The sequence below is a fragment of the Streptomyces coeruleorubidus genome (genome assembly GCF_028885415.1).
GTDB lineage: Bacteria > Actinomycetota > Actinomycetes > Streptomycetales > Streptomycetaceae > Streptomyces > Streptomyces coeruleorubidus_A.
Genome location: NZ_CP118527.1, coordinates 6727773 through 6753850, shown reverse-complemented (window position 1 = coordinate 6753850; position 26078 = coordinate 6727773). Strand labels below are relative to the sequence as shown.

General features: G+C 67.5%; 25 protein-coding genes and 1 tRNA gene. 6 read left to right on the top strand and 20 right to left on the bottom strand.

What is annotated here, in order from left to right:
* Nucleotides 1-171: 171 nt before the first annotated feature.
* From PV963_RS31555 to PV963_RS31520, 8 genes are all read right to left on the bottom strand, one after another.
* Nucleotides 172-1965, bottom strand: coding sequence for a trypsin-like serine protease (locus PV963_RS31555; RefSeq protein ID WP_274822173.1), 1794 nt, complete (start codon nt 1963-1965; stop codon nt 172-174).
* A gap of 131 nt (nt 1966-2096) precedes the next feature.
* Nucleotides 2097-4148: a transcription termination factor Rho gene (gene rho, locus PV963_RS31550; protein ID WP_274819599.1), complete on the bottom strand. Its 2052-nt coding sequence runs from the start codon at nt 4146-4148 to the stop codon at nt 2097-2099.
* Nucleotides 4149-4551: 403 nt separating this feature from the next.
* Entirely contained in the window at nt 4552-5481 is a 930-nt protein-coding gene (gene thrB / locus PV963_RS31545) for a homoserine kinase (RefSeq protein WP_274819597.1), read from the bottom strand.
* Between the two features lie 294 nt (nt 5482-5775).
* Nucleotides 5776-6834 (bottom strand): threonine synthase, encoded by a 1059-nt coding sequence (gene thrC / locus PV963_RS31540; RefSeq protein ID WP_274819595.1) that lies wholly within the window; start codon nt 6832-6834, stop codon nt 5776-5778.
* A 6-nt stretch (nt 6835-6840) separates the two neighbouring features.
* The gene (locus tag PV963_RS31535; RefSeq protein ID WP_274819593.1) at nt 6841-8133 is read right to left on the bottom strand and encodes a homoserine dehydrogenase; all 1293 of its coding nucleotides are present in this window, start codon (nt 8131-8133) and stop codon (nt 6841-6843) included.
* 182 nt (nt 8134-8315) lie between these two features.
* Nucleotides 8316-9707 (bottom strand): diaminopimelate decarboxylase, encoded by a 1392-nt coding sequence (gene lysA / locus PV963_RS31530; protein WP_274819591.1) that lies wholly within the window; start codon nt 9705-9707, stop codon nt 8316-8318.
* A 13-nt stretch (nt 9708-9720) separates the two neighbouring features.
* Complete coding sequence (gene nrtL / locus PV963_RS31525; RefSeq protein WP_274819589.1) at nt 9721-10827, bottom strand: ArgS-related anticodon-binding protein NrtL; 1107 nt, start codon at nt 10825-10827, stop codon at nt 9721-9723.
* 139 nt (nt 10828-10966) lie between these two features.
* On the bottom strand, nt 10967-11455 hold the full coding sequence (locus PV963_RS31520; protein ID WP_274819588.1) for a response regulator: 489 nt from the start codon (nt 11453-11455) through the stop codon (nt 10967-10969).
* Between the two features lie 163 nt (nt 11456-11618).
* On the opposite strand from PV963_RS31520, the gene PV963_RS31515 reads away from it, so the two are divergent.
* Nucleotides 11619-11690, top strand: a tRNA-Arg gene (locus tag PV963_RS31515).
* A 232-nt stretch (nt 11691-11922) separates the two neighbouring features.
* Here the strand turns inward: PV963_RS31515 and PV963_RS31510 are convergent.
* The 10 genes from PV963_RS31510 to PV963_RS31465 form a co-directional block, all read right to left on the bottom strand.
* On the bottom strand, nt 11923-13329 hold the full coding sequence (locus PV963_RS31510; RefSeq protein WP_274819586.1) for a tyrosine-type recombinase/integrase: 1407 nt from the start codon (nt 13327-13329) through the stop codon (nt 11923-11925).
* Entirely contained in the window at nt 13326-13520 is a 195-nt protein-coding gene (locus PV963_RS31505) for a helix-turn-helix transcriptional regulator (protein WP_033314625.1), read from the bottom strand. Before PV963_RS31505 ends, PV963_RS31510 begins: the two co-directional genes overlap by 4 nt.
* Entirely contained in the window at nt 13496-14794 is a 1299-nt protein-coding gene (locus PV963_RS31500) for a replication initiator (protein ID WP_274819582.1), read from the bottom strand. The genes PV963_RS31505 and PV963_RS31500 overlap by 25 nt, the downstream gene beginning before the upstream one ends.
* Nucleotides 14795-14952: 158 nt before the next feature.
* A complete protein-coding gene (locus PV963_RS31495) occupies nt 14953-15195 on the bottom strand; it encodes a SpdD protein (protein WP_274819580.1) in 243 nt (80 codons plus the stop codon).
* Nucleotides 15196-15230: 35 nt separating this feature from the next.
* Entirely contained in the window at nt 15231-15425 is a 195-nt protein-coding gene (locus PV963_RS31490; protein WP_102910781.1) for a hypothetical protein, read from the bottom strand.
* Between the two features lie 15 nt (nt 15426-15440).
* A complete protein-coding gene (locus PV963_RS31485; RefSeq protein ID WP_059419022.1) occupies nt 15441-15632 on the bottom strand; it encodes a mobile element transfer protein in 192 nt (63 codons plus the stop codon).
* A 12-nt stretch (nt 15633-15644) separates the two neighbouring features.
* Complete coding sequence (locus tag PV963_RS31480) at nt 15645-16316, bottom strand: DUF2637 domain-containing protein (RefSeq protein ID WP_274819577.1); 672 nt, start codon at nt 16314-16316, stop codon at nt 15645-15647.
* 84 nt (nt 16317-16400) lie between these two features.
* Nucleotides 16401-17777, bottom strand: a complete 1377-nt coding sequence (locus tag PV963_RS31475) for an FtsK/SpoIIIE domain-containing protein (protein ID WP_274819575.1) — start codon at nt 17775-17777, stop codon at nt 16401-16403.
* Nucleotides 17777-18133, bottom strand: coding sequence for a hypothetical protein (locus PV963_RS31470; RefSeq protein ID WP_274819573.1), 357 nt, complete (start codon nt 18131-18133; stop codon nt 17777-17779). Before PV963_RS31470 ends, PV963_RS31475 begins: the two co-directional genes overlap by 1 nt.
* A 166-nt stretch (nt 18134-18299) precedes the next feature.
* Nucleotides 18300-19088 (bottom strand): GntR family transcriptional regulator, encoded by a 789-nt coding sequence (locus tag PV963_RS31465; RefSeq protein WP_274819571.1) that lies wholly within the window; start codon nt 19086-19088, stop codon nt 18300-18302.
* A 107-nt stretch (nt 19089-19195) separates the two neighbouring features.
* Here PV963_RS31465 and PV963_RS31460 point away from each other — a divergent pair, with 107 nt between their 5' ends.
* Genes PV963_RS31460 through PV963_RS31450 form a run of 3 tightly spaced genes read left to right on the top strand, consistent with a single transcriptional unit; the run spans nt 19196 to nt 20455 of the window.
* Nucleotides 19196-19603, top strand: coding sequence for an NUDIX hydrolase (locus PV963_RS31460; protein ID WP_062931480.1), 408 nt, complete (start codon nt 19196-19198; stop codon nt 19601-19603).
* Between the two features lie 46 nt (nt 19604-19649).
* Nucleotides 19650-20075: an ATP-binding protein gene (locus tag PV963_RS31455; protein ID WP_274819570.1), complete on the top strand. Its 426-nt coding sequence runs from the start codon at nt 19650-19652 to the stop codon at nt 20073-20075.
* On the top strand, nt 20075-20455 hold the full coding sequence (locus PV963_RS31450) for a hypothetical protein (protein WP_274822172.1): 381 nt from the start codon (nt 20075-20077) through the stop codon (nt 20453-20455). Before PV963_RS31455 ends, PV963_RS31450 begins: the two co-directional genes overlap by 1 nt.
* Before the next feature lie 1359 nt (nt 20456-21814).
* On the opposite strand, the gene PV963_RS31445 is transcribed toward PV963_RS31450, so the two are convergent.
* A complete protein-coding gene (locus tag PV963_RS31445; RefSeq protein ID WP_274819568.1) occupies nt 21815-23185 on the bottom strand; it encodes a hypothetical protein in 1371 nt (456 codons plus the stop codon).
* 2 nt (nt 23186-23187) lie between these two features.
* A complete protein-coding gene (locus tag PV963_RS31440; protein ID WP_274819566.1) occupies nt 23188-24006 on the bottom strand; it encodes a serine/threonine-protein kinase in 819 nt (272 codons plus the stop codon).
* Nucleotides 24007-24243: 237 nt separating this feature from the next.
* Between PV963_RS31440 and PV963_RS31435 the strand changes: the two genes are divergently transcribed.
* Nucleotides 24244-24789 (top strand): GIY-YIG nuclease family protein, encoded by a 546-nt coding sequence (locus PV963_RS31435; RefSeq protein WP_274819564.1) that lies wholly within the window; start codon nt 24244-24246, stop codon nt 24787-24789.
* Nucleotides 24790-25268: 479 nt separating this feature from the next.
* Complete coding sequence (locus tag PV963_RS31430) at nt 25269-26063, top strand: GNAT family N-acetyltransferase (RefSeq protein ID WP_274819562.1); 795 nt, start codon at nt 25269-25271, stop codon at nt 26061-26063.
* Nucleotides 26064-26078: the final 15 nt, after the last annotated feature.

Genomic DNA, 26078 nt, shown 5'->3' with positions numbered 1-26078 from the left:
GTCAGTACCAGGCGTGAACGGTCGGGGACCTGCTCCTGGCACCATCGTCGCTCCGCCTGGTCAGACGGAGAAACTCGGGAAAGGGTTGCACAACGGACTGTGCCCACCGCGTGCGGCGGTGGGCACAATGTGTGTCCGTCACAGCGAGGGGTACCTCGCTCACCTGCGGTTTCAGCCGAAGATGTCGTACTGCTTGAAATCGGTACCGACGGACACCCTTGTGGCGAAGATCTCGCTGGTCGCCTTGCCGGTGCCCGGGTACAGGTAGAGCGTGCCGCCGGGGGTGCGGGCCAGGAAGTCGGCCTTGCCGTCGCCGGTGATGTCGCCGGTCGCGTCGAAGGCGTTGTAGCCGCTCCAGGTGCGCACCTTGACCCGGGCCGAGAAGGCGCCCGAGCCGGCCTGGCCGGTGCCCTTGTAGAGGTACACGTAGCTGCCCGACGTGCTGCGGGCGATCAGGTCGGTCTTGCCGTCCCCGGTGAAGTCGCCGTGGCCGCGCACGGAGTTGTACTGGTTCCAGCCGGAGCCGACCTTCACACGGGGCGCGAAGGTGCCGTTGCCCTTGCCCGGGTAGATCCACATCACGCCCGCGGAGTCGACCGAGAGCAGGTCGGGCAGGTAGTCGCCGGTGACGTCACCGGGGGTGATGATGCGGGTGCGGGTCTTCCAGTTGTCGGCGAGCTGCTTGGTGGACCAGGTGCCGCTGGAGATCACGTAGTGGGTCCAGAAGAGGTCGCCGTCGCTGCTGCGCCGGTAGACCAGGTCCTGGTAGCCGTCCCGGTCGAGGTCCGTCTGGAGGACGACGTTGAAGCCGTTCCAGTTGCCCCAGGACTCGCGGGCGGCGAAGGACGTGCCCTTGGAGTCCTTGGAGTAGCCGGTCTTGGTGGAGGCGTTGCGCACCCACAGGTCGGCCTTGTGGTCGCCGCTGATGTTGGTGTCGTCGACCCTCGGGTAGGTCGCGCCGACGTACGAGCTGACCTTGCTGAAGACGCTGTAGGCGCCCTTCGCGACGCAGTCCGTCACGCCCCAGGACACGACACCGACGATCCGGTTGTTCACGACCAGCGGGCCGCCGGAGTCGCCGTTGCAGGCGGAGACGGTGCCGGCGTCGCTGCCGGTGGCGGGCTCGCCCGCGCAGACCATGTGCCCCTTGACGAAGTCCCCGCCGTAGTAGCCGGCGCAGGTGGTGTCGGACTGGACGGGCAGCGTGGCCGTCTTCAGCGTCTCGGAGATGGCGTCGCTGGTGGAGCTGGTGCGGCCCCAGCCGTAGACCTTGGCGCTGGTGCCCGCCTTGTACGACGTGGTGTCGCCGGACGTCGTCATACGGATCGGGGTGGCCTTGACCGGGACGGGCAGGGTGAGCACCGCGATGTCGTTGTCGATGGTCGTCGCGTTGTACGACGGGTGGTTCCACTGCCGCCAGACGCCGGTGACGGTGCCGCCGTGCAGGTCGCTGCCGTCCGCCGAGGGCAGCTGGGAGGTGCCGGTGACGATGGCGCCGTTGGCGTTCCAGTTGTAGCCCTTGACGCAGTGCGCGGCGGTGAGGATCTTCGTCGGCGCGACCACGGCGCCGCCGCAGAAGAAGCCGATGTCGTCGCTCGTGCCCGAGGTGCCCCGGTCGTCGTAGTAGTGGAGCTGCGCCATCCACGGGGCCGAGGTGATGGTGGTCTCGTTGCCGCCGATGACCTTCGGGTCGACGGTGGAAGGGCTCGTGTTCGTGCTCGCGCTGAGCGAGGCCTTGTTCGTCTTCCCGGCGACGTCGTCACCGGCCATGGCGCCGGCGACGCGCTTCTCCAGCTCGGCGAGCGACGGTGAGCTGGTGGCGGGCTTGATGGTCGGCTGCGGCAGTGCGGTGGCCGCGCCGGCGGACGTCGTCAGCAGCGCGGCGGCCACGGCGGCGGCGACACCGGCCGCGGCGACGGGAACGGCGATACGTATCCGGCGTCTGTGCCGACCGCCCCCGGGCATGGTTCTACCCACGAATGTCCCCCCTCGGGATCACAAGTTCGAAGAGAGCGCGATCCTACATGCACATGAACACCACAAAGGGCCGCCCCCGTCGCATGTGAACGGGGGCGGCCCTTTGTGCCGTGCCTGTCTCAGTCGCCGTTGCCGGGCGTCGGCGTCGTCTTCTGGATCTGCATCAGGAACTCGGCGTTCGACTTCGTCTGCTTCATCTTGTCGAGAAGCAGCTCGACCGCCTGCTGCTGGTCGAGGGCGTGCAGCACCCGGCGCAGCTTCCAGACGATGGCGAGCTCGTCGTTGGCGAGCAGGATCTCTTCCTTACGGGTGCCGGACGCGTCGACGTCCACCGCCGGGAAGATGCGCTTGTCGGCGAGCTTCCGGTCGAGCTTGAGCTCGGCGTTACCCGTGCCCTTGAACTCCTCGAAGATGACCTCGTCCATGCGGGACCCGGTGTCCACGAGGGCGGTGGCGAGGATGGTCAGCGAGCCGCCGTCCTCGATGTTGCGGGCCGCACCGAAGAAGCGCTTCGGCGGGTACAGCGCCGTCGAGTCGACACCACCGGACAGGATGCGGCCGGAGGCCGGGGCGGCGAGGTTGTACGCACGGCCCAGACGCGTGATGGAGTCCAGCAGGACGACCACGTCGTGACCGAGCTCGACCAGCCGCTTCGCACGCTCGATGGCGAGCTCCGCGACCGTCGTGTGGTCCTCGGCCGGGCGGTCGAAGGTCGAGGAGATGACCTCGCCCTTCACCGACCGCTGCATGTCGGTGACCTCTTCCGGACGCTCGTCGACGAGGACGACCATCAGGTGGCACTCGGGGTTGTTGTGCGTGATCGCGTTGGCGATCGCCTGCATGATCATGGTCTTGCCGGTCTTCGGCGGGGCCACGATCAGACCGCGCTGGCCCTTACCGATCGGCGACACGAGGTCGATGATGCGGGTGGTCAGCACACCCGGGTCGGTCTCCAGGCGGAGCCGGTCCTGCGGGTACAGCGGCGTGAGCTTGTTGAACTCCGGGCGGCCACGGCCGTGTTCGGGCGCCATGCCGTTGACGGAGTCCAGGCGGACCAGCGCGTTGAACTTCTCGCGGCGCTCGCCCTCCTTCGGCTGGCGGACGGCACCGGTGATGTGGTCGCCCTTGCGCAGGCCGTTCTTGCGGACCTGGGCGAGGGAGACGTACACGTCGTTCGGGCCGGGCAGGTAGCCGGACGTGCGGATGAAGGCGTAGTTGTCGAGGATGTCCAGGATGCCCGCGACGGGGATCAGGACGTCGTCCTCGGTGATCTGCGGCTCGGAGGCGATGTCGTCGCGGCCGCGACGGCCACGGCGGTCGCGGTAACGCCCGCGACGCCCACGCCGGCCGCCCTCGAAGTCGTCGTCGTCCTGCTGCCGGTCACGGTCCTGACGACCGCCGCCCTGCTGCTGGTTCTGCTGGCCGCGCTGGCCACCCTGCTGGTCGTCGCCCTTGTTGCCACGACGGTCGCGGTCGCGGTCCCGGCCGCGGTCACGACGGTCGCGACGACGGCCCTCGCCGCCGTCGCCGGCGTCGGACTTGGCGTCGTTCTGGGACTGCTGCTGCGCCTGCGACTCGCCCTTGGACTCGTTCTTCGCCTCGGCGGCGACCGTCTCGGGAGCGGCGGCGGCCGGCGAACCGGCGTCGGCGGTGGCCCGGCGACGGCGGCGCTCGGAGGGCGCGTCGTCTCCCCCACGCTCGGCTGCGCTCGCGCGGGAGGGGCCCCCAGCCGGCTGGCCGGGGATCTCGATCTGCTGCTGGGCCACGGCCTTCTCGGCCTTGTCGGCCTTCTCGGCGGGGGGCTCGGAGGCCTGCTTCGCGTCCGCCTTCTTCTCCGCCTTCTCGGCGTTGTCCCCCGTACGGGTCCGGGAGGTGGCGCGGCGCTTCGGCTTGGTCTCGGCGGGGGCCTCGGCCTTGGCAGCCGGAGCGGCGCCGCCGGACGCCTGCGCCTCCTTGATGACCTCGATCAGCTGGCTCTTGCGCATACGCGCGGTGCCCCTGATGCCGAGGCCGGATGCGACCTGTTGCAGCTCGGCCAGCACCATGCCCTCGAGGCCGGTACCGCGGCGCCGCCGGGAGCCGGCACCGGTGGCAGGCGCGGAGGCGTCCGTGGCGGGCGCGGCAGCGGTCTCCTCGACACGTGCGCCCATCAGATCGGTGGTGTCGCTCACGAAGGGTCCTTCCCTGGAGCGGACGTCGGCCTGTCTGGCTCGGCGACCGGTTGTGCTGTCCGGCTTCGGTCCGTGTGGTGTGAACCGTGCCGGGGCGGTGGTCCGCCTAAGCGGCGGAGGAATCTGGTGATGGCGCTTCCGTATGCCGTGGCACCCAGTGTCAGTGTCACGCGGCGTGGTCGCACCGGTTCCGGAGCGTGCCCTGCGCCCCGCTCAGTGTCCGTGTACGACGTACGGTCCGACGTACGGAACACAGTGCGGCTTGGGGGGCTCCCGGAAGAATGTCTGTCCCGGACGGGGACACGAGGCACCTCGCCATGGTGGGGTCGGGTGCAGACTTGAGATTAACACTACCGGATCCAACAAACATTCCCCCTCTCCAAATCCGGCAACCGTGCGCTTGTTAAATGTCACCGGAGGTCGCGAGCGGCAGCACGCTCGCGCCCTGCGGATCGAGGCTCAGCCGGTTCGCCGCCCAGTCAGCGCCCGCCAGGGCCTCGACCTTGTCGGCGGTGCCCGGGTCGGCCAGCGCCATGACCGTGGGGCCGGCGCCGGAGATGACCGCGGGGACGCCCTCGGCCCGCAGTCGCTCCACCAGCGCCGCGCTCTCGGGCATCGCCGGGGCGCGGTACTCCTGGTGCAGGCGGTCCTCGGTGGCCGGCAGCAGCAGCTCGGGGCGTCGCGTCATGGCTTCGACGAGCAGGGCGGCCCGGCCCGCGTTGGTGACGGCGTCGACGTGCGGCACGGAGCGCGGGAGCAGGCCGCGCGCGGTTTCGGTGAGTACCGGCTTTCCGGGCACGAAAACCACCGGAACGATGGAATCGGCGGGTTCCAACCTGATCGCCCGGGCCGCGCCGCCTTCCATCCAGGACAGCGTGAAGCCGCCCAGCAGGCACGCGGCGACGTTGTCGGGGTGGCCCTCGATCTCGGTGGCGAGCTCCAGCAGCGCGGTGTCGTCGAGCTTGGCCTCGGCGCCTATGGTCACGGCACGCGCGGCGACGATGCCGGCGCAGATGGCCGCCGAGGAGGAGCCCAGGCCCCGGCCGTGCGGAATGCGGTTGGCGCAGACGATCTCCAGGCCGCGCGGCTGTCCGCCCAGCAGATCGAAGGCAGTGCGCAGGGAACGTACGAGAAGGTGCTGCTCGTCGCGCGGGAGCGTCTCGCTGCCCTCACCCGCGATGTCGATGTGCAGCCCGGAGTCGGCCACCCGGACGACCACGTCGTCGTACAACCCCAGCGCGAGGCCGAGGGCGTCGAAGCCCGGGCCGAGGTTGGCGCTGGTGGCGGGGACGCGCACCCGGACGGCGGCGGCGCGGAACGCTGGACCGGCCATCGCTCGATGACTCTCCTTGAGCTGCGTGATTGTCGAATGACGTGGGACGGACATTCGATGGTGTACGAGAACCCTGGGGGCCGCGGAGACGGCGCGGCTCCGCGGCATATGCGGCGGGCGGGTTCAGTACAGCCTATCGAAGGAAGGTTCTGTGGCGACATAGGGCGCACAGGAGGCGCACGATGCGTGTCGTAAGCCCCCTGTGCACCCCCCGTAGGGAACCTCCCCGGGCGAGCGCCGCCTTACGCCGGAACGTGTCGGGCGTTACACCGGCGCTCGGCGCGTCGGCGCACGTCAGATCAGTCCGAGGCGCTCCGCCGCGGCCGCCGAGTCGACGGGGACGGTGACCGGCTGCGGGGCACCGGCGACGGCCCAGTCGGGGTCCTTCAGCCCGTTGCCCGTGACGGTGCACACGATCCGCTGCCCCGGGTCGACCTTGCCCTGCTCGGCGGCCTTCAGCAGACCCGCTACGGACGCGGCGGACGCCGGCTCGACGAAGACGCCCTCCTGCGAGGCCAACAGCCGGTAGGCGCGCAGGATCTCACGGTCCGTCACCTCGTCGATGAAGCCGCCCGACTCGTCCCGCGCGGCGAGCGCGTACTGCCACGAAGCCGGGTTGCCGATGCGGATGGCGGTGGCGATGGTCGACGGGTCCTTGACGATCTCGCCGCGCACGATCGGGGCGCTGCCGGAGGCCTGGAAGCCCCACATGCGGGGGGTCCGGGTGGCGACGCCGTCGGCGGCGTACTCCTTGTAGCCCTTCCAATAGGCCGTGATGTTGCCCGCGTTGCCCACCGGCAGGACGTGGATGTCGGGCGCGTCGCCGAGCATGTCCACGATCTCGAACGAGGCCGTCTTCTGGCCCTCGATACGTACCGGGTTGACCGAATTGACCAGCGCCACGGGGTAGTTGTCGCTCAGGCCGCGCGCGAGCGTGAGGCAGTCGTCGAAGTTGCCGTCGACCTGGAGGATCTTCGCGCCGTGCACGAGGGCCTGGCCCATCTTGCCGAGCGCGATCTTGCCCTGCGGCACGAGCACGGCACAGACCATCCCGGCCCGCACGGCGTACGCGGCGGCGGAGGCCGACGTGTTACCGGTGGAGGCGCAGATGACGGCCTTCGCGCCCTCCTCCTTGGCCCGGGTGATGGCCATGGTCATACCGCGGTCCTTGAAGGACCCGGTCGGATTCGCGCCCTCCACCTTGAGGTGGACCTCGCAGCCCGTGCGCTCGGAGAGCACCTGCGCGGGCACGAGCGGCGTGCCGCCCTCACGGAGCGTCACGACCGGCGTGCTGTCGGATACCGGCAGCCGGTCCCGGTACTCCTCGATGATTCCGCGCCACTGGTGGGTCATTGCTGGTTACTCTCCTTCAACCCGCATGATGCTGGCGACACCACGCACGGTGTCGAGCTTGCGCAACGCCTCGACGGTCCCGGTGAGGGCCGCGTCGGACGCACGATGGGTGACGACGACGAGGGACGCCTCGCCGTCCTTCCCCTGCTGGCGAACCGTATCGATCGAGACACCGTGCTCGGCGAAGACGGTCGCGACCTGGGCGAGAACACCCGGTTTGTCGGCCACGTCCAGGCTGATGTGGTAACGCGTGACCACATCGCCCATCGGCGACACCGGCAGGGCCGCGTAGGCGGACTCGCCCGGTCCGGTCGCTCCGTTGACCCGGTTGCGGCAGACGGCGACGAGGTCGCCGAGGACGGCCGAGGCCGTAGGGGAACCGCCCGCTCCGGGGCCGTAGAACATGAGCTGCCCGGCGGCGTCGGACTCGACGAACACGGCGTTGTAGGCGCCGCGCACGGAGGCCAGCGGGTGGCTCAGCGGGATCATCGCGGGATGCACGCGCGCGGTGGCGGACGCCCCGTCCTCGGCCCGCTCGCAGATGGCGAGCAGCTTGATGGTGCAGCCCATCTCCTTGGCGGAGGCGAAGTCGGCTGCGGTGACCTCGGTCATGCCCTCGCGGTAGACGTCGTCGAGGCGCACGCGCGTGTGGAAGGCGATACCGGCGAGGATGGCGGCCTTGGCGGCGGCGTCGAAGCCCTCGACGTCGGCGGTCGGGTCGGCTTCGGCGTACCCCAGGGCGGTGGCCTCGTCGAGGGCCTCCTGGTAGCCGGCCCCGGTCGAGTCCATCTTGTCGAGGATGAAGTTGGTCGTGCCGTTGACGATGCCCATCACCCGGTTGATCTTGTCGCCGGCGAGGGACTCGCGCAGCGGCCGGATCAGCGGGATGGCACCGGCGACGGCGGCCTCGTAGTAGAGGTCCTTGTCGTGCTCCTCGGCGACGGCGTGCAGGGCCGCCCCGTCCTGGGCGAGCAGCGCCTTGTTGGCGGAGACGACGGAGGCGCCGTGCTCGAAGGCGGTGGTGATGAGGGTCCGCGCGGGCTCGATCCCGCCGATCACCTCCACGACGACATCAATGTCGCCGCGTTTGACGAGGGCGGTGGCGTCGGTGGTGATGAGGGCCTGGTCGATGCCTTCCCTGACCCTGTCGGGCCGCCGCACGGCCACGCCCGCCAGCTCCACGGGCGCCCCGATCCGGGCCGTGAGGTCGTCGGCGTGCGTCGTCATGATGCGCGCCACCTCTGAGCCGACCACTCCACAGCCCAGCAGCGCCACCTTCAGCGGACGCGTACGCATCATCCGACCTCGTTTCCTCATTACCGTCTACGGTGGAACCAGTCTCACTCACCGGACGGGAGTTTCTGCCCCCGGTCCGGATCGTGAGACATCTATTTCATTTTCCCGGGGCGGCAGACAGGAGATCTTCCGCCCCGCGGCGTTCGGCTTCCCGGCCTTCCACTCCTCGGCCTTCCGCTTCTCGCTCAGCCGACGTCGAGACGCAGCAGATCCTCCTCCGTCTCACGGCGGACGATCACCCGGGCCTCGCCGCCCTGCACGCTGACGACGGGCGGCCGCAGCACGTGGTTGTAGTTGCTGGCCATGGACCGACAGTAGGCGCCCGTGGCCGGTACGGCGATGAGGTCACCCGGTGCCACATCGGCCGGCAGGAACGCGTCCTTGACCACGATGTCCCCGCTCTCGCAGTGCTTGCCGACGACCCGGGCGAGCATCGGCTCGGCGTCGGAGGTGCGGGAGACCAGCGCGACGCTGTACTCGGCGTCGTACAACGCGGTGCGGATGTTGTCCGACATGCCGCCGTCGACGGAGACGTACGTCCGCAGCCCGTCGAGGGGCTTGACGGTGCCGACCTCGTAGAGCGTGAAGGCGGTCGGGCCGACGATGGCGCGCCCCGGCTCGACGGAGATGCGCGGCGTGCGCAGCTTGGCGGCCTCGCACTCACGGCTGACGATCTCTTGAAGCGCCTTGGCGATCTCGTGCGGCTCGCGCGGGTCGTCATCACTCGTGTACGCGATCCCGAGCCCGCCGCCGAGGTCGATCTCCGGCAGCTCGACGCCGTGCTCGTCGCGGACGTCCTTGAGCAGCGAGACGACCCGGTGGGCGGCGACCTCGAACCCGGACATGTCGAAGATCTGCGAACCGATGTGACTGTGGAGGCCGACGAGTTCGAGCCCGTCGAGCTGAAGAGCACGGCGTACGGCCTCGGCGGCCTGTCCGCCGGCCAGCGGGATGCCGAACTTCTGGTCCTCGTGGGCCGTGGCGATGAACTCGTGAGTGTGGGCCTCGACGCCGACGGTGATCCGGATCAGGACCTTCTGCCGCTTCCCGAGGCTCTGCGCGATGTGGGCGACCCGGACGATCTCCTGGAAGGAGTCGAGCACGATGTGCCCCACACCGGCCTCGACGGCCCTGGTGATCTCGTCGACGGACTTGTTGTTGCCGTGGAAGGCGATGCGGTCGGCGGGCATGCCGGCGGAGAGGGCGGTGGCCAGCTCGCCGCCGGAGCAGACGTCGACGTTCAGCCCTTCCTCGTGCAGCCAGCGCACGACGGCACGGGAGAGGAACGCCTTGCCGGCGTAGTAGACGTCGGCGCCGGTCCCGAACGCGGTACGCCACGCACGCGCGCGGGCCCGGAAGTCGGCCTCGTCGAGGATGTAGGCCGGGGTGCCGAACTCCTCGGCGAGCCGCGTGACGGAGATCCCCCCGACGGTGGCGACACCGTGCTCGTCACGCGTCACGGTCTGCGCCCAGATCTTGGGGTCCAGGACGTTGAGGTCGGCGGGCGGCGCCGAGTAGTGGCCCTCGGGGAGGACGTCGGCGTGACGGGGCCCGGCGGGGTGTGCGGAACGGCTCATTCTGCGTGCTCTTTCAGAGGTGGTCGGGTGCATCGATGCCGAGCAGGGACAGGCCGCCGGCCAGCACCGCCCCGGCGGCTTCGGCGAGGGCGAGCCGGGCACGGTGGGCGGCCGAGGGTTTCTCGTCGCCGAGGGGCAGCACGGCGGGGAGCAGGGGCAGCGTGGCGTCGGCGACGGTGACGAGGTGCCGGGCCAGGCGGTCGGGGCTTCGGTGGGCGGCGGCGGTGGTGAGGACACGGGGGTGGTCGCCGAGTGCGGCGAGCAGCGCCTCGGCGTCGCTCACGGGGCCGGGCTCGGGGTGGAAGCCCAGGTCGGCGGCGTTGCGCAGGAGTGCCCGGGTGCGGGCGTGGGCGTACCGGACGCGGAAGAGGGGGTTGGTCTCCCGCTGGACCAGATGATCACCGGGGATGCGGGGCCGGTCGCGGGCGGCCGGGTACAGCAGGGCCCAGCGGGCGGCGTCGCGGCCGAGGGGCAGGGGGTCGGAGGAGGCGGGGACGGGACGGACGGTGACGTCGAGGTCGGGGAGGGTGCCGGGGCCTGCGGAGTGGCTACGGGGATGGCTGCCGGAGCGGCTGCCGGAATGACTCCCGGAGCGGCTGCCGGAATGACTGCTTTCTCCACCGAGGACGGTCTCCCACTCCGGCGCGGGCCGACCCTCGCACATGACGCGGACGAAGTCGCCCTGGCTGCGCAGCACGCGGGCCACGGCGTCCGTGACGACGACGGCACGGACCTCCGCGGGGCACCGGAGCTGCACGACGGTCCCGCTGAACCCCTCGGCGTGGCCGTACCGCCGCCCACGCCGCAGGACCTCCTCGACGAGGAGTGCGGAGGCATTGCGTTCCAGGCTGAAGTTGAGAAATCCGGGCCCGGTGACGACGACATCGGCGATGGAGGTCTCACCGGCGAGACGCGACCTCAGGATCTCGGCCACGCGCCGCGGCGGCTGCCCGGCCGCGCCGGCCAGCTGGAGGGCGATGTTGGTGGCGTAGTCGCCACAGCCGCCGGGCCCCGGCGGAGTGACCACGGCCCGCTTCGGCACGGTCACGCTGAGCTCACCCTCGTCGACAGCGCGACGCACGGCGTGCAGCACGGTGCGGGAGAGCTCGACGGGGGTCACGGGGACAAGCGTATGGGAGGAGGGGGGTGGGTATGCGAGCCGGTTTCGAGGAGGGTCCGGGATGTGGACGCGGGCCGGCTGAGCCGTACGCAGCTGCCGTACGCAGCCATGGACCGGCCACGCATACGCGGCTGATGGATCAACCGCCGGCACTCCCGGCCCGCTCGGCCTCCCCCGCGCCGAGGACGGACCCGTAAGCGGGCGCACCACCGCCACCGGCACCACCACCGCTCCCGGGCCTCCCCCCACTCCGCTCCCGCTCGATCAACTTCCGCACCATCCCGACGAGTTCAGCGGGCTCGAACGGTTTGGCGAGGAAGGCGTCGACGCCCACTTCGAGCCCGGCCTCGACCTCGTACTGGGTACAGGCACTGATGATGGCGAGGGGCACGTCACGGGTACGCGGATCGGCTCGCAGGCGAGCGGCGGTGCGGACCCCGTCCAGCCGGGGCATGACGACGTCGAGGGTCACGACATCGGGCCGCACCTGATGAACGACATCAAGACACTCGGCACCATCGGCCGCGGTCACGACCTCCAGCCCCTCCAGCTCGAGGTTGACCCTGATCAACTGCCGGATGACCTTGTTGTCGTCCACAACAAGCACCCGGCCCGACGCGCCTGGCACAACTCGAGAGTAGGTCGACCCCGGCCACCGCGTCCGGGTTTTCCCCACTTCCACCCCGACCGGGCGACCCGCAACCCCGCCTCTGACAGCGGAAACCCGTTCATGACCACCCCGGGGGAGCTGGTAGTGTTCTACCCGTCGCCGCGAGCAACGCGAACGACACGCCCCCGTAGCTCAGGGGATAGAGCAACGGCCTCCGGAGCCGTGTGCGCAGGTTCGAATCCTGCCGGGGGCACCCTGTATGAGGTGCCCGAAGACCCCGCCATCAGCGCTTTCGCTGAGACGGGGTCTTCGCGTATGTGCAGGCGTGTGCCGCTCAGAGCGGCTGTATGTCGGGGGCTGTGGACTATCCGTGGACTGGCCGCAGGCCAGGAATCCGCAGGTCAGGACCAGAAAACGCCGAGGCCCCCGGACCGTAGTCCAGGGGCCATCATGCCGCAGATGCGCGTGTCGGAGGTCTGCCGGGATCAGGTCCCGTCGCCGGGCTCGTCCTCCTGGCCGTCGCCCTCACCGAGGAGCTCGGCGATCCGGCGGTTGGCAACGTCCTGGCGGCCGTCGAGACACTTCGCGTACCGGCTCAGCAGCACTTCGACGCTGTTGCCCGCGCGTTCCGCCACCTCGGTGGGGTCGACGCCGGCGTTGAGCCACGAGGAGAGCGCGGCGTGCCTCAGGTCGTACGGTCGAGCGGCCAGCGGCGAGGCCACCTGTTCCGGCGTGAGCGCCAGGTGCCGGGCCTCGTCCCAAACGCGCCAGTACGTAGTGGAGGCGACCACTCCCCCACGTTCGTTGGCGAACAGCCGCCCGTCCTTGGCGGTGCCGAACTCCTCGATGTGGGCGAGGAGCATGCGGACGAGGCGAGGTGGGATCGGGACGATGCGGGTTTCATTCGTGGGGCGATTCTTGAGGCCGCGGTTGTCGTGAACCTCCCCGGTCCCGGTCCAGCGCTTCCCAACGGTCGGGCGGGTCTTCTCCAGGATCAGGGAACCCCACCCGGTCTCCGGCAGCGTGCAGTCCGGACGACGCAGCGCCACAGCTTCCGCCGGCCGAAGCCCACCGAAGTACATGCAGGCGAAGAGCGCGACCAGGCGCCGCCCCCGGGCCCTGCGGTAACCGCCGACGTATGAGACGGCGGCCAGGAGCTCGCGTGCCTGCCGAGGGTTCACCACGACCCGGCGGTCGACTTCCTTGGTCACCTTCGGAGGCTTCCACTTCACGAGCGTGACCGGGTTCTCCGGAAGCTCCCCCAGTTCGACCGCGTAGGCCAGGGCGTTGAAGAGGACCGCGCGCTTGCGCCGTACCGTCTCTGCGGCCGCTGGAGTGCCCGACAGCTTGAGCTTGAGCGAGTCGAGGACGCGGCGGATGTCTGCCGGATTCTTGAGTGTCGCCAACGGCAGTGAGGCCTTGGCCACCCAGCGAAGAGCGTTGGCGATGTCGACCGGCGGAGCTTCCTCGTCCGAGGCTTGGACGACGAAAGCCCAGCCCCGCAGCGCACGGCGCAAGACGTCGTCAGCTGGCCGCCCCGGCCGATCACCCAACAGCTGAGTTGTGACGAGCGTCATCGTCTCGTTCAGGCTGTCGCGGGAGTTCGGAGCCGCGTGCGGCCACTTCATGGCGACGTATGCCCGTGCGAAGTCGTACCAGGTGCATGACGCTTTGGCGGGTGCCATGGAGTCCGGCAGACCGGTTTCCGTGTCGAATGCCTCGCCCTTCTGGGCAGCCCGAAGAAGCTTGGCCCGGAAGTTGTCGGCGAGTGCCTTCGTCCGGAAGGTCTCGGAGAACGGCGGGGCATCCCCGACCTTCCATCGCACGTCATACGACGGCGTCTTGTACGGCCGCTTGCGGATGCCCCACACCCTCACGTCATGCGACTTCACGCCGCCTCCGCGAGCCCGTGGAGCCACGCGTCGAAGTCGCTGCGCCAAACGCGGAGCTCACCATTCGGAAGCTTGATCGCTTCCGGAGCCTGCCCCAGCTCGCGCCAGCGGTAGAAGGTTCGGCGTGACACTCCACCGAGCTCGGCGAGGATCTGCGGGACAGTCATCAGTTCGTCCCGTCGGCGGTCCATGTCGGTTCTCCTTCCGTACCGGGGGCGGGTTCGAGGGATGCGGCAAGCCAGGCTTCGGCGTCGGACAGGCCGGTTCCGGCGAAGACCCAGTGGGCGAGGACGTACGTCGTCTCGGGCTCGGGGCCGGTGGCTGCGGCGGCTTGGGCGCGGCGCCATTCAGCACGGGCGTCACGGAGAGCGCCGAGAGTGGTGGAGTAGCGGCGGGACTTGGTGGAGAAGTGGCCGCGGAAGCCGAGCATGTGAGCCCAGGCGCGCAGGCGGAGGTGTTCGAGATCCTTGCGAGCGCCGAGGAACCATGCGGTGCGGATCATGCGGCGGGCGTGGTCGCTGATGTCGAGCTGGGCAAGCTCGGCGGCGAACTTGAGCGGCCGGTCCAGAGCTCCCGTCGCGGTCTCAGCGCCCTTGGTGGCGTACTTGGCGATGTAGGCGGCGACGGCCCGTTCGGTCAGTTCCTGGCCGTCGTTGAAGTCGGCCGAGCGGATAGTGCGGACGTCGAGTTGGCGGCCGAAGGTGAAGGTGTGCGTGCGGCCGTCGATGACCGGGCCGTCCACGCGGACCTTGGCGGCCGCAGCACGGATGGCGTCCGTGAGCAGCTCGGCGGTTGCCCAAGTAGGGGGTGAGGTGTCGCCGCCGCTGGGGCCGTCGATGCGAATGACCGCGTGGAAGTGGACCGCGCCGCGCTTCTGGTACTCGGCGACCTTGGCGAAGGACACGCGGGCGTGCTCGCGGAAGCGCCGCTGGGAGAGGCCGGCGCGCTTGGCTACCTCTCGGCGCAGGTAGGTGGAGAAGCGCCGCCAGAGCGGACCGGCGTGGGCGTTCCAGAGCACGGCGGCTTCGTAGTCGTAGGTATCCGGGTCGAGCGGGGAGCCGAGTACGTCGTCGTCCTGGTCGTGGTGGGTGCCGCAGCGGCAGGGGCGCCCGGTGGAGGGGCGGTTGTGGACTGGGCCGAAGCTCGGGGCGGTGAAGGTGGCGAACACGCGCGGGTGGGCGGCGACGTGTTCGGGGATGCCCTTGCCGCCGCGCAGGCCGGAGGTGATCAGGTGGAAGGTGTCGCGGCGGTAGACCTCGGCGCAGGCCGAGCAGCGGGTCGTGCGGCGGTTGTTGCAGCGGACGAGGAGCTGCCCGGCCGGGAGGCTGGACGAGTCGAGGCGGTGGAGGACGTTGCCGATCTCGCCGGTCGTGGTGTCGACGTCGTACTCGGTGCGGTGGCCGTCGAGGCGGATCGGGTTCGTGCAGCCGCCGAGTCCGGAGAGCTGGCGGAGGATACCCGGCAACGTGCCCCGCGCGGCCAGGTTCGCGAGTTCCGGGAGTGGGGCCGGAGTGGTGCGGGTGAAGATGGCGTTTCCCCTTCTGACTGGCTCGGTCGGGAGGAACAGGCGCCGGGGCGGCGAAATGCTTGGTCGTGTGCCGCCGCCCCGGAGGCCAGCGCGGTTCAGCGGCGGTGGTCGCGGAGCATGGCGCGCAGGACGACGGCGGCCACGGCAACGGAGATGGCCGTGACGGCTACGGCGGCCAGGAGCGCGGTGAGGACGACTCCACCGACGACCAAGGCCACGACGGTTTTCTGATCGATGGAGACCGACGGGAGCGAGCGCCGTACGGAGGCCGTCTCGGTCGGAGTGTGGGTGTGAGCGGGCGGCGGGGTCGGGCTGTCGGGGTACTTCGGGAGGAACACGGGCCAGGTCTCCTTATCTACTCGTGTCTACTCGTCTAGGCGTGTGAGCCGTTTATGACGGTCACGCCGGAGCGCGTACCGGACTCGATGGCGGGTGCGAGGAAGGTGCGGGAGAGCCAGAAGCCGAAGAGGGCGATCAGGACGACGATCCAGACGCGGACGCCGAGGAACCTGACTGCTCCCCAGGCGAAGAAGCCGAGGACGACGACAAGCGGCAGGCTGACGGTCACGGGGTGAGGGTCCTTTCAGCGGACGGGGCAGCGGTGGGTGCGGGCGGCCAGCTCGGCGGCGGCGCGGCCGTCGTAGTCGGTGGAAAAGCCGCAGCGCGGGGCGGTGCAGGCGGCGGTGTGCTTCTCCTGGCCCCGGCCGTCGTAGTACGTGCCGACCTGGACAGGGCCGATGCGAACGACGTTGCGGAAGCGGCGATTGGCGGTCACACGGGTCTCCTTTCAGAGGTGGGTGGCGATGGCTTCGGCCATGGGTGCAGGGACGCCGAGGCGGGCGCGAAGGGTCGGGGTGTCGATGGGTGCTCCGGTGCGGGTGTGGTGTTCGGCGGCGACCTTGCGGGCGTGCGCGACGAGGGCGGCCGGAACGGGCAGGACGGGACGTTCAGGCGGTTCCGGTTCGTTGACCGGTTCCTGGGGCGGGGCGTGCTCGGCGGCCGGGTATGCAGGCGACTCGGGAGGGAGTTCGCGTTCCTCGGCCTGGTCGTGAACCTCGTCGTCCGTGGCGGGTTCGGCGGCGTGGTCGACCGTCGTCGGTGCCGAGTGCGCGAGCAGCGTGCCGCCGAGGAAGGCGACCGCAGGCCAGCCCGCCACGAGGATGCGCAGCCAGGCCGGGACCTGGTTCATGTCGAGCAGGCCGGCGGTGGCGACGTTGGCTCCGAGTGAGGCAGTGAGCGCGATGACGAACCAGCACCACCCGGCCGCTTTCGCCTCCCCGGACCGCAGGCGACGCCAGGCGGCGACGAGCAACAGGTCGACGCTGATCGGGTAGGCCCAGGCTTTCCATCCGTCCTGCCCGGCCGCCGAGGCGATGTCGTGTAGGTGAGCGAAGGACAGTGCGGCAGCGATGACAGCTTGGATGAGCACCGCGTCCACGCGGGCCAGTTGGGCGCGCATGATGCGGCTCCTTCCGGATTCAGGCAAGCGAGGGGTAGGGACTTGGCGTGAGGCGGTCACGCCGACCGGGGTTGGTGGAGGAGGTCAGCCGGTTGCCGGGCGCGGTTCGATGACCGGGGCCAGGGACTCCACCGGCCGTACCGTCACCTCGGGCTGGAAGGGCTTGAGCACGGGCAGGTCCGGCACCTGGTGGGCGTATTCGCGGCAGGTCTCGGCGGCGTCTCCGAGTGACAGGTACGGCGTCCGGAAGCGTGACCAGCCACCCGAGGTGTCACCTGCCACGGCGAGGCCGGGCCGTTCGGGGGCGATGGCGCAGGCGGCCATGACCGCTTCGGGTGCGATGTCGCCGAGCGCCATCTTCGCGGAAGCCTCGTCGTTCACCCGGTGGCAGACGCGGCCGGTCAACTGGGCCCGCAGCATGGTCGCGCCCTTGCCCAGCTCGGCGCCGAAACGCTGCCCGCAGACCTCAAGGTAGATGCCCGCCGCGCGGCCGAGCTGGGCGAGCCGGATGAGCTGGGTGACCATCTCGTCCCGCCGTTCCTCGTCCTTCCTGGTGGCGACGAGGAAGAGTTCAGCTACCTCGTCCACGAACAGCACGATGGGAACGGGGCGTTCGGACTCGGGCAGTCCCCAGATGTCGGAGGTGATCTCTTCGGCCGGGGTGTCCGGGGCGATGCCTTGCCGAGCCTTGATCAGGTCGTAACGGTCCTCCATTTCCTTCACGAGCACGGGCAGCAGCTCTGCTGCCTGCTCCGGTTCGGTCGCCAGCGCGGAGAGGCGGGAGGCGAACGGCGCCAGCTCCACTCCACGCTTGCAGTCGATCCCGACCAGGGCGACCGGCTGAGGGGCGAGTCCGGCGATCAGGTGCCGCAGATACATGGACTTGCCCGACAGCGTTGCGCCGAGGGTGAGTTGGTGGGGCACGGTCCGGTAGTTGCGTATGAACGGCATGGCGTCCTCCCGCAGGGCCACCGGCACCTGAAGGAACTTGGCGTCCACCTTGCGCGGCATCCGCACCTGCCGCAGCACATCGAAGCCGACCAGCCGCAGCTCAACCACACCGGGCTTGACCGTGGTCACGTACACGGCGTGAACGCCCCAGGCATGCCGCAGCCGTTCCGTCGAGGCGGCGACGTCGGCCGGTTCCTGCCCCGGAGCGAGCCGCAGACGGAGCCGAAGCCCGGTCGAGGTGGGGCGGATGATGCCGCGACGCGGCGGTACGGGACGAACTTCACGGCGAGTGGTGGCCTTGACCGCCAGCATCCGCAGCCGGGACGGAGCCACAGTCAGGCCGCAGGCCTCCATGACCGAGCCGTACGAGCTGAGCAGCCGGGCTGTGGATATCGGCAGGCCGAACGTGGACCAGTACAGGCCGGGATGCTTGGCCCGGGCGTAGGCGGCCCCGCCGCCGAGTGCGGCGACAGGACCACCCACCTCCAGGAGCGTCGTCAGATCGGTCATCAGGCAGCGGCTCCGGAGGCGGCCGGGAACGCGGCCGGAGTCACGGCGGCGGCGCGGAACGCGATGCCGTGCCGCTGCTGCCCGTTGAAGACGCTCTCCCACGGCCGGGCCACCAGACCCGGAAGCGAGACCGGAGCCCCGAGCGTCAGCCCCTCGGACACCCCGCTCTCGGGAACGGTGACCTTGATCAGCGACGACTCGCCGTCCTCCAGGTAGACGACGCCGATCGTCATCAGTGCCTCTCCGCTGGTGGCGTCCTTGGCGATCTCGCCCGTCTGCCGGTCGCGGACCTTGGGCTCGGGGGCCTCGGTCAGCAGGATCGTTGCGGCCGAGGTCTCTACACGGATGGTGCGCAAAGCTTCTTCCCATCTACTCGTCTATACAAGATGCAGGGTTCGAACCCGGCCTCCCGGGAACGGCAACCACCTTGCCACACAACTTGCCCACTCGTCTATACGAGTATGCCTGTTGAGGTGTACGAGTTCGGAGCAGCGTCCCCGCGCACCGCCGCCGATCAGGCGATCACGTCGCCGGGAGCTGGTACGACAGCACGTACGCGTCCGCCGCCATGACCGTGTCACAGACCTCCACGGCCCGCCCTTCCTGGTCGAACGCGGTCCGGATCAGGTGAATGACCGGCACGCCGGAGGCCAGCCGCAGTGTCCGGACCTCATCGGGTGAGGGCATCCGGGCACGGATCTCTTCCTCGAAGCGGTCGAGGCGGTGCCCCAGCTCCTCAAGCCGGGCGTAGATGCCACCGGGCCCGGGGTTCGGCTCGGCGATCGGCGTCCCGCGCGCGATGTCGAGGGGCAGATACGAGGTGGCGAACTCGACGGGCCGCCCGTCCAGCAGATACCGGCGGCGCCGGGCCAGCACCCGCCGCACGGACCCGAGTCGGGTGGAGACATCCTGACTGGCTTTCTCCTCCTTGACTTCCAGGCTGTCCACCTGTGGGTGACTGCCGGCGGCGTCGGCCTCCACGATGAAGGCGGACTTCCCCTGCTCGCGATGGCGCCGGGCGAACCGGTCTGAGGCGAGCCGCCGTACAGGCGGGCGTGGTCGCACGAAGACGCCCTTGCCGTGCTCGGCGTGCACCAGGCCCTCGCCCTGGAGGACGGAGAAGGAGTTTCGAACCGTCATACGGGAAACCCCGTAATGTTCGACAAGCTCCGCTTCGGAGGGCAGCTTTTCGCCCTCCTTGAATCGCCCACGGTCGATGGCCTCGCGCAGCTGGTCGGCGATCTGCCGGAAGACCGCACGATCGCTCGTGGGATCGAGGTCGCCGAGGAGGCCGGAGGAAAGAGAGGGCACGTGTACTCCTTTAGGTATCTAGACGAGTGGGCGAGCTTTGTTGCTACGGTGGAGAGCCTAGCCATCCGAGAGGGCAGAGGAACGTGAGCACCGACCGTCCGCACTCCGTGAGCGTCGCCGGAGTCATCGTCGACGACCAGGACCGCGCCCTCTTGATCAAACGCCGCGACAACGGCCACTGGGAACCCCCGGGCGGAATCCTCGAACGCGAGGAAACCATCCCCGAGGCCCTCCAGCGCGAAGTTCTCGAAGAGACCGGCATCAAGATCGCGCTTCCCGCGACCCTGACCGGGATCTACAAGAACATGAAGGGCTTGATCGTCTCCATGGTCTTCCGCTGTGAGGCCGCCGACGGCACGCCCACCACCGGGGACGAGACCCGCGCACTGCGCTGGGCCACCCGCGAAGAGGTCATCGAACTCGCCGACGAGGCATACGCGATCCGCGTCCTGGACGCATTGGACGCGGTATCCCCGCCGGCCATCCGCGCCCACGACGGCGTGAAACTCGTCTAGCCCGAACCCGCTGCACATGGCGGCCTACCAGCACGAAGGAACTTGTATGCACGAGTATACGAGCACCACCCGGGTCTGGGGACTCACTTGCCCAGGTTTTCCGGAAGAGGTGAGCCGGGCCCGCCGCTGGACACGGGACATCCTGCGCGGATCTCCCCTGGCCGACGACGCCGAACTGATCGTGAGCGAGCTGAGCGCGAACGCGATCCTCCACACGGCCAGCGGCGGGGTAGGCAGCTTCCACCTGGCCCTCGCGGTCTCGCCCAAGGTGGTTGCCCTGTCGGTCACCGACGAGGGAGGAACGGGCACCGCCCCGAAGGTCGAGCAACCGAGCATGGACGCGGTACACGGCCGCGGCTTGGGCATGGTCAGCGTCATCGCCCACCGGGTCGTCGTCCACGGCAGCCACAGCGGCTACACCGTCACCGCCGAACTCTTCACGGACACCCAGCCGGGAGGACACCCGTGCTGATGGACAAGCCCCAGCGGGGCTTCTGGTGCGAGTGCTGGACGCAAGACGTCAACGACGAGGCAGGGTTGCCAGCACTTCGGGGATCCTTCGACGCCTACTCGGCGCCACAAGCCGACAGATGGGTAGCGGTCGCCCTACGTACGATCTCACCAGCACTCGATCCGGACGCCTCCGACGAGGCCTGGGCCTGGCTCTATGACGGCCGCATCGATACGCGACGAGCCCTCTTACGCATGGAACCCTGCACGGTCTCCGTGACCCACGCCAGCACCCGCATCACCTGGACCATCCGGCCAGTGGTCTTCCTGCCGTTGTCCCACCGCCAAGGTGTCGAACTCCCAACCTGCGCGTACGACTTCAAGCCCCGCACCACAGACTGAGTTACAACTTTCTCTACTGGTTCAAGGCGGCTCGCTCCGCTCACCGCGCGCGGCCCGGCCCCCGGCCGGGCCTGCGCTCCTGTCTCCGCCCCGCTCCAGCCCGGCCGGCGCCCGTGCCGCGCGCACAGCAATCAGCCGCCTGATGCCAGGGAGAGGTACGTCGTGGCTGGGGCGGTTGGCTCCACGACTTTAGCCAGCCACTTTGGCACGAGCCTCGAAGATCATGGCCCCAACGTCGTGCTTTACCGGGCAGGTCCACAGACTGCCCGACGCGCCGCAAGCTTACGGGGCCATGATCACTCGCGCCAAAGCAGCTCCCGGCCAAAGTCCTTACGCCGACCTCGGTGAGCAGCAGCCCCCATGGCCGCAGCCGACCGCCAATGGGCTCGACGACAGCCCAGGGTCCTGGACCGCAATGGCCTTCGACCGGGACTTCCACAGCGAGGCTGCCAGATGCGCCGGTATCGGCTCGAATAACGGAGCGAAGCTGCGCTCACTGTCAGTTCCATCTCGTACGATGGAGGCTTCGCGAAGCAAGCTGTCGGAGGCGTCGCATGACTAAATTCAAAAGGGAAGCCGACATGTTGCGACCCCTTACCGAAAATCGATACAAATTCACATCCCCTAGGACACCCTGGGAGCACTTCTATGAGATTCAAACACCGAAGGGTGTCGCTGATCTCATTTTTGCCGTTTTCAACAGGCAAGTAATAGAGGAGCGGAAAAGGTGGGGATTGCACCCCATTCAATCGAAGTCTGCGATTGATATCGCATCTTTTCTCACCTCGACTCAACATAAATGCGAGGTCGGAAACCGCTCATCGCCTGCTGCTACGACATCAGAAATCGCGGCAAGCACCCTCACCTCTCCATCGCATATCACCCAGCAACTGATGCCAATGCTAATGGAGTACGGGTGGGTTGAGCGGGCAGGCCGAGGCCAATGGAAATCCAAACATGTCTACCAGTGCCCGACTACAAGCCTCTACGCGATCGAAGTAAAACGCACTGACTGGCAGAGAGCCCTTGGGCAAGCAAGCTCCCACGCTAGGTTCGCCAACAAAACTTTCTTGGCTATGGATTCGGAGCGCCTACCGAAAACGCAAGACACCTTGCGCGCCGCATTGGAACATGCAGGAATCGGGCTCCTATCCGTTTCAGCGGATCCCTTCAAAGAGCCCCTCACGGTAGTCGCGAACCCGTCACGTAAGTCACCGAAGAACAATGAGCGTTTCGTTGTGGCGGAGCGAGTGCTTGCGGTTCGCGGCTCGGGAGGTAATTCCGGTTTCTGGGGGCACGTATTCGGTAAGCTGATCACCACCAGCAGCGGAGACGATCCTCGAAAGTCAACGTTGCTCCTTACTTAAGTCGATCCAGCCAGAGATCCAAATGCTTTGGATCGTTTGCGTTATTCAGCGGAACGACAGGCGACGCCGAGTCCCTGAAGTCTCTGGCTTCCCGAGCTATCGATCGTGTTCCAGCCCTTCGCCCGCGGGAGTGATCCGACGCTTCGGCCACGATCTCAGCTGTCTTCAACAGGTAGTGTGCACCGGATTTTGCCTTGTCCCACAGGCCTGGCGTTTGAGCTCGGCAAAACTCGCAACCGCATGCACGCTGCCCAGCGAGCGATGAAAGCAACGCGTCCGTGTCTACGTCGACCACGTGTAGCAGACTGCGCCGGAACGTTCTGTTGGTGGGCGCCGGCCTAGGGGTCGTGCGCTTGATCTTAATTACCTTCGTGTCGGCGAACGAACGCTCACCTGTTCCGATCCCAGTAGAGAGACCGCTGGCTCCCCAAGCGAGCGCCACCCAGCCCGTCAGCGCAGTATTGGGCAGGATCAGAAACTTGTCGTTCTCCTCGCAGACACTCGACAGCTCTACATACCCGTCCAGGATTTCGGTTGATGCAAGCTGTCCGTAAGGCTGGGCAAGGAGCGGCCAACGAACTCGAACGTAGTAAATGTCCTCGTCCATGTCGAGTAATTCGGCGAGAAGCGCGTCGCGCAGGCGCCCCGTGGTGAGCCACGTGTATGGAATGGTCACGTTGACTGCAAGGTTCTCGTGATCACGAATCTCGTCACGCGCCCAATCCACATGCTCTCGGAGGATGCGTAGGCTTCCTGCCCTGTCAGCCGGGTCCATCCAGAGTCCGGGGGTCAAGAGAAGAGTTGCCCCTAGGTCGCGTTGGGTGCGCACCACCTCTGCAACCCACTCTGCTGTCCAGCCAGAGGGGAGGACACGATTGAAGTAGGGCCATCTCCCCGACGTCGACGTTCCAGCGTAGGGCTTTCCGTCCCGTTGATCTGCAAGCATCGTGCCAAACGAATCAGGCCTGGCGAAACACTCAGGATCAGCAACCTGAATCGGCGCAATGGCGGTATTACCGAAAAAACTAGGGATTCCGGACTGGCCAGTGGGACGCATTCGGGGAATCGGAGCAACTACGCCAAGGTTCAAGGAGTTGCCATGCAGTGCATTGATCCGGTTCAACGCCGCCGGAATAATCGATGAATGCTGATGACTGCGCTGGACCATGAAGAGCGGCTTGCCGCTTTCCAGGCATTCCCTCGCCGCACCAAAGCGTTCTTCATCAACGGAGTCAACCAGGGCCTCAGCGTCCGCTTCTGCCTCAGCTTCCCAGCCAAAGAGGTCGTCGTCGATCGTCTCCGCATCGGAGAAGTCGGCATTCGCCGAGTCCACAACGAAATGCAGTTCATCGTCACCACTCATGTCTACTCCCCCTTGACGCGACGGATAGCTCTGGCCACGGTGCCCCTCTTGTGAGGCTGCTCAGACAGGCACCGATCAATCAAGTCAGCAACCCTAGCTGGGACAAAGCTGGGGATTGAGGGCTTGCGGGAGATACGCTCGAAAAATTCGTCCCACGATAGCGTTTCCCCCTGCGCGACGTACGGATGCTCACCGGTCGCTGCCTCATAGAGCACTACACCGATCGCCCACAGGTCACTTGCCTTGAGCGCCCGCTCTCCACGAAGTTGCTCTGGAGCCATGTACATCGGCGTTCCGATCAGCTGCGGATACCGGGTGATGGACTCTACGTCCATCAGCTTGGCGAGCCCCAAATCCAAGATGACCGGGTGGGCATAGTCCCCGCCCCGAAGAGCGATGTTGGCTGGTTTCAGATCGCGATGCAACAGGTTCGCTGCATGAATCGCCGATATGCCGCTCAGCAAGCCGCTCGCCAAATTGACGAGTTCATCGGCAGTCGGGCGGACCGGGGGGACTGCTTCGGCAAGGTCACCGCCCTCGATGTACTCGAAGACGAGAGTGACCCTGCGCCGCCCTGCGATATCAAGCAGAACAACGTCGTCCAGGCGAACGACGTTCTCAGAAACTACCCTCCGGTAACTAGTGATCTCCCGGCGGAGGCGCTCCAAGTCAGCATCGTCACGATAAATGATCTTGTATGCTGCATCCCGCTCGCCGTCGACAACCCTCCACGTCTCACCGAAAGTGCCCGTACCGAGGTACGACACCGGTGAGATGCCGACCGCTCGCTCAACGTCGGCAGCGGAGAATTGCTGGTCCATGTGTTGGTCCCCCGTGTACGGCAGGCATATGACGCCCTGACAGGTTATACGACGACCATCCGTTGGACATATCCCTAACGCGTCTCTCCGAGCTTTGGCCAATGCACTACGGAGTTCCTCCTTCCAGCTCGCGATACGAGCTGGCGGCATGGGTCCGCGGAGCCAGCAGACCAGGATGCTCTGTCGGCATCCACCAGTAGCCTGCGGCTGTTAAGCATCAGCGCACTTGGAGGCTTCGTGGAAGCTACCGCTCTCACCCGTCCCGACCGACTGTGGTCGGCGCCGGAGGTCTTGCTGCGCCCGAGCCCTGTTCCCGCCGTGGCGGGGGTCTACGGGTGGCACTTCAAGCAGGCACCCCACCACGACCTGGACGCCGAACGCCTGCTGTACGTCGGCATAGCCCCGCGGTACATGGCGAACCGAATCAGCACGCAGAACCTGCGGAAGCGTGTGCGGTACCACTACCGGGGCAACGCGGCCGGATCGACGCTGCGACTGACACTCGGCTGCCTGCTCGGGTTCGAACTGCGCCGCGTGGGCAGCGGCAAGCGCATGACCTTTGGCGAGGCCGGCGAGGCGACCCTCAGTCATTGGATGGCAGAGAACGCGCGAGTGTGCTGGATCGAGCAAGAAGAACCGTGGGCCATGGAGTCCGAGCTCATCTCTCATCTTGACCTGCCACTGAACCTCGACCAGAACCACCACAACGCGTTCCACGGGCGCCTCAAGAACCTGAGAGCCAAGGCGCGCCAGCGAGCGCGGGAGTTGCCCATCAGCGCATAGACCGTCGGCCTGACATCAACGGCGGCAAACGACGGCGCACCGAGGCGGCCACAACCGGATCGACGAGCGACCACGGAGCCCCGTTTTACCACGGCGCTCCGCACGGTGATCGAACTCCAGATTCGGCTGACACATCTTCACCAACCTCAGGCGGTCTGTTCCCCTCCGCACAGCCGGCATCAGCCCAGCGGACCTCGGGTCACCCTCCAGCCGAAAGTTCAGGACGCGAAGAGGTCGGGCCAGAAACGTGCGACGTCGTGCGGGGAACGAATGGCGGGACCAGGTCGTCTGCCAACCAGATGCCATGGCCGCTCCACCGCAGGTCAGTCCATGCGAGCCAGGGACGAGCCGCAGGCAGCTTCCCACTGCACCTGGCCCTGCGCAGTTGCGGGCATTAATGCGTGTCGCAAGAATTGTAATGTCGTATTGAAACCGGCACAGCCTGGGCGCCGCCCTTCATTTGCCTAGCCAGGAGGTGAATGAATGGCGATGCGCGAGCCGAGGGAAAAATGACTAATGGGCAGAGCATTCCGAAAACCGAATACGAAATGCACGACCTCACTCAGTTTCCTGACATGCGCCTGGCTCACGACTTCTACGAAAGTGTCCTGGCGCAATCATTCCCCCGAGACGAGAGAGAGCCACTGCGCGGGCTCACCGATGCACTCAGCAAGCCGCCGGAGTCCCGACCGCGGATCGTGCTAGCACTTGACAAGAGACGCAATGTCGTCGCTGGCATCGTGGGCGAATGGTATCCACATAGCCGGGTTCTGCTTATTGCATACTTGGCCACTCGGCCAGATCTCCGAGGATCTGGTATCGGTTACCGCTTGACCAAATTTGTTTCCGATTGGGCGCTTGAGAGAGAGTCAGCACTCATTATAGCCGAGATAGAACCGCCAGATCGAAGCCCCGTTGCTGAAGACTATGGTGATCCTGTCGCTCGTCTGCGCCTGTTCGATAGGCTGCGTGGCCGCGTGCTGGATATGCCTTATTGGCAACCTCGACTGTCACCGGACCGCAATCGAGTACCCCTACTTCTCGTCGCATTCCCCATAGACTCGGACGCCTGCGATCAGGAGGAAAGTGAGATGTCGATCCCCGCAGACGTAATATCGATTTTCCTAGGCGAGTACTTCAATGCATGCGAGGGTGAAGAGGAGGGAGTTACTAGAGGTTTGGAGTATTCAACAATGCAGAACTTCCTTCAAGGTGCAGTATCGGTCTCCACTATGCCCGTCAAGGAATACCTAAGAATGCACGGCTATGATTGACTTGGTAGTTTATTT

What these genes read in the sequence shown, in the direction of transcription:
- PV963_RS31555 (WP_274822173.1), bottom strand. Translation starts at nt 1,965, where the DNA reads ATGCCCGGGGGCGGTCGGCACAGACGCCGGATACGTATCGCCGTTCCC.
- thrB (WP_274819597.1), bottom strand. Translation starts at nt 5,481, where the DNA reads ATGGCCGGTCCAGCGTTCCGCGCCGCCGCCGTCCGGGTGCGCGTCCCC.
- thrC (WP_274819595.1), bottom strand. Translation starts at nt 6,834, where the DNA reads ATGACCCACCAGTGGCGCGGAATCATCGAGGAGTACCGGGACCGGCTG.
- PV963_RS31535 (WP_274819593.1), bottom strand. Translation starts at nt 8,133, where the DNA reads ATGATGCGTACGCGTCCGCTGAAGGTGGCGCTGCTGGGCTGTGGAGTG.
- lysA (WP_274819591.1), bottom strand. Translation starts at nt 9,707, where the DNA reads ATGAGCCGTTCCGCACACCCCGCCGGGCCCCGTCACGCCGACGTCCTC.
- PV963_RS31505 (WP_033314625.1), bottom strand. Translation starts at nt 13,520, where the DNA reads ATGGACCGCCGACGGGACGAACTGATGACTGTCCCGCAGATCCTCGCC.
- PV963_RS31480 (WP_274819577.1), bottom strand. Translation starts at nt 16,316, where the DNA reads ATGCGCGCCCAACTGGCCCGCGTGGACGCGGTGCTCATCCAAGCTGTC.
- PV963_RS31475 (WP_274819575.1), bottom strand. Translation starts at nt 17,777, where the DNA reads ATGACCGATCTGACGACGCTCCTGGAGGTGGGTGGTCCTGTCGCCGCA.
- PV963_RS31455 (WP_274819570.1), top strand. Translation starts at nt 19,650, where the DNA reads ATGCACGAGTATACGAGCACCACCCGGGTCTGGGGACTCACTTGCCCA.
- PV963_RS31450 (WP_274822172.1), top strand. Translation starts at nt 20,075, where the DNA reads ATGGACAAGCCCCAGCGGGGCTTCTGGTGCGAGTGCTGGACGCAAGAC.
- PV963_RS31445 (WP_274819568.1), bottom strand. Translation starts at nt 23,185, where the DNA reads ATGAGTGGTGACGATGAACTGCATTTCGTTGTGGACTCGGCGAATGCC.
- PV963_RS31440 (WP_274819566.1), bottom strand. Translation starts at nt 24,006, where the DNA reads ATGGACCAGCAATTCTCCGCTGCCGACGTTGAGCGAGCGGTCGGCATC.
- PV963_RS31430 (WP_274819562.1), top strand. Translation starts at nt 25,269, where the DNA reads ATGAATGGCGATGCGCGAGCCGAGGGAAAAATGACTAATGGGCAGAGC.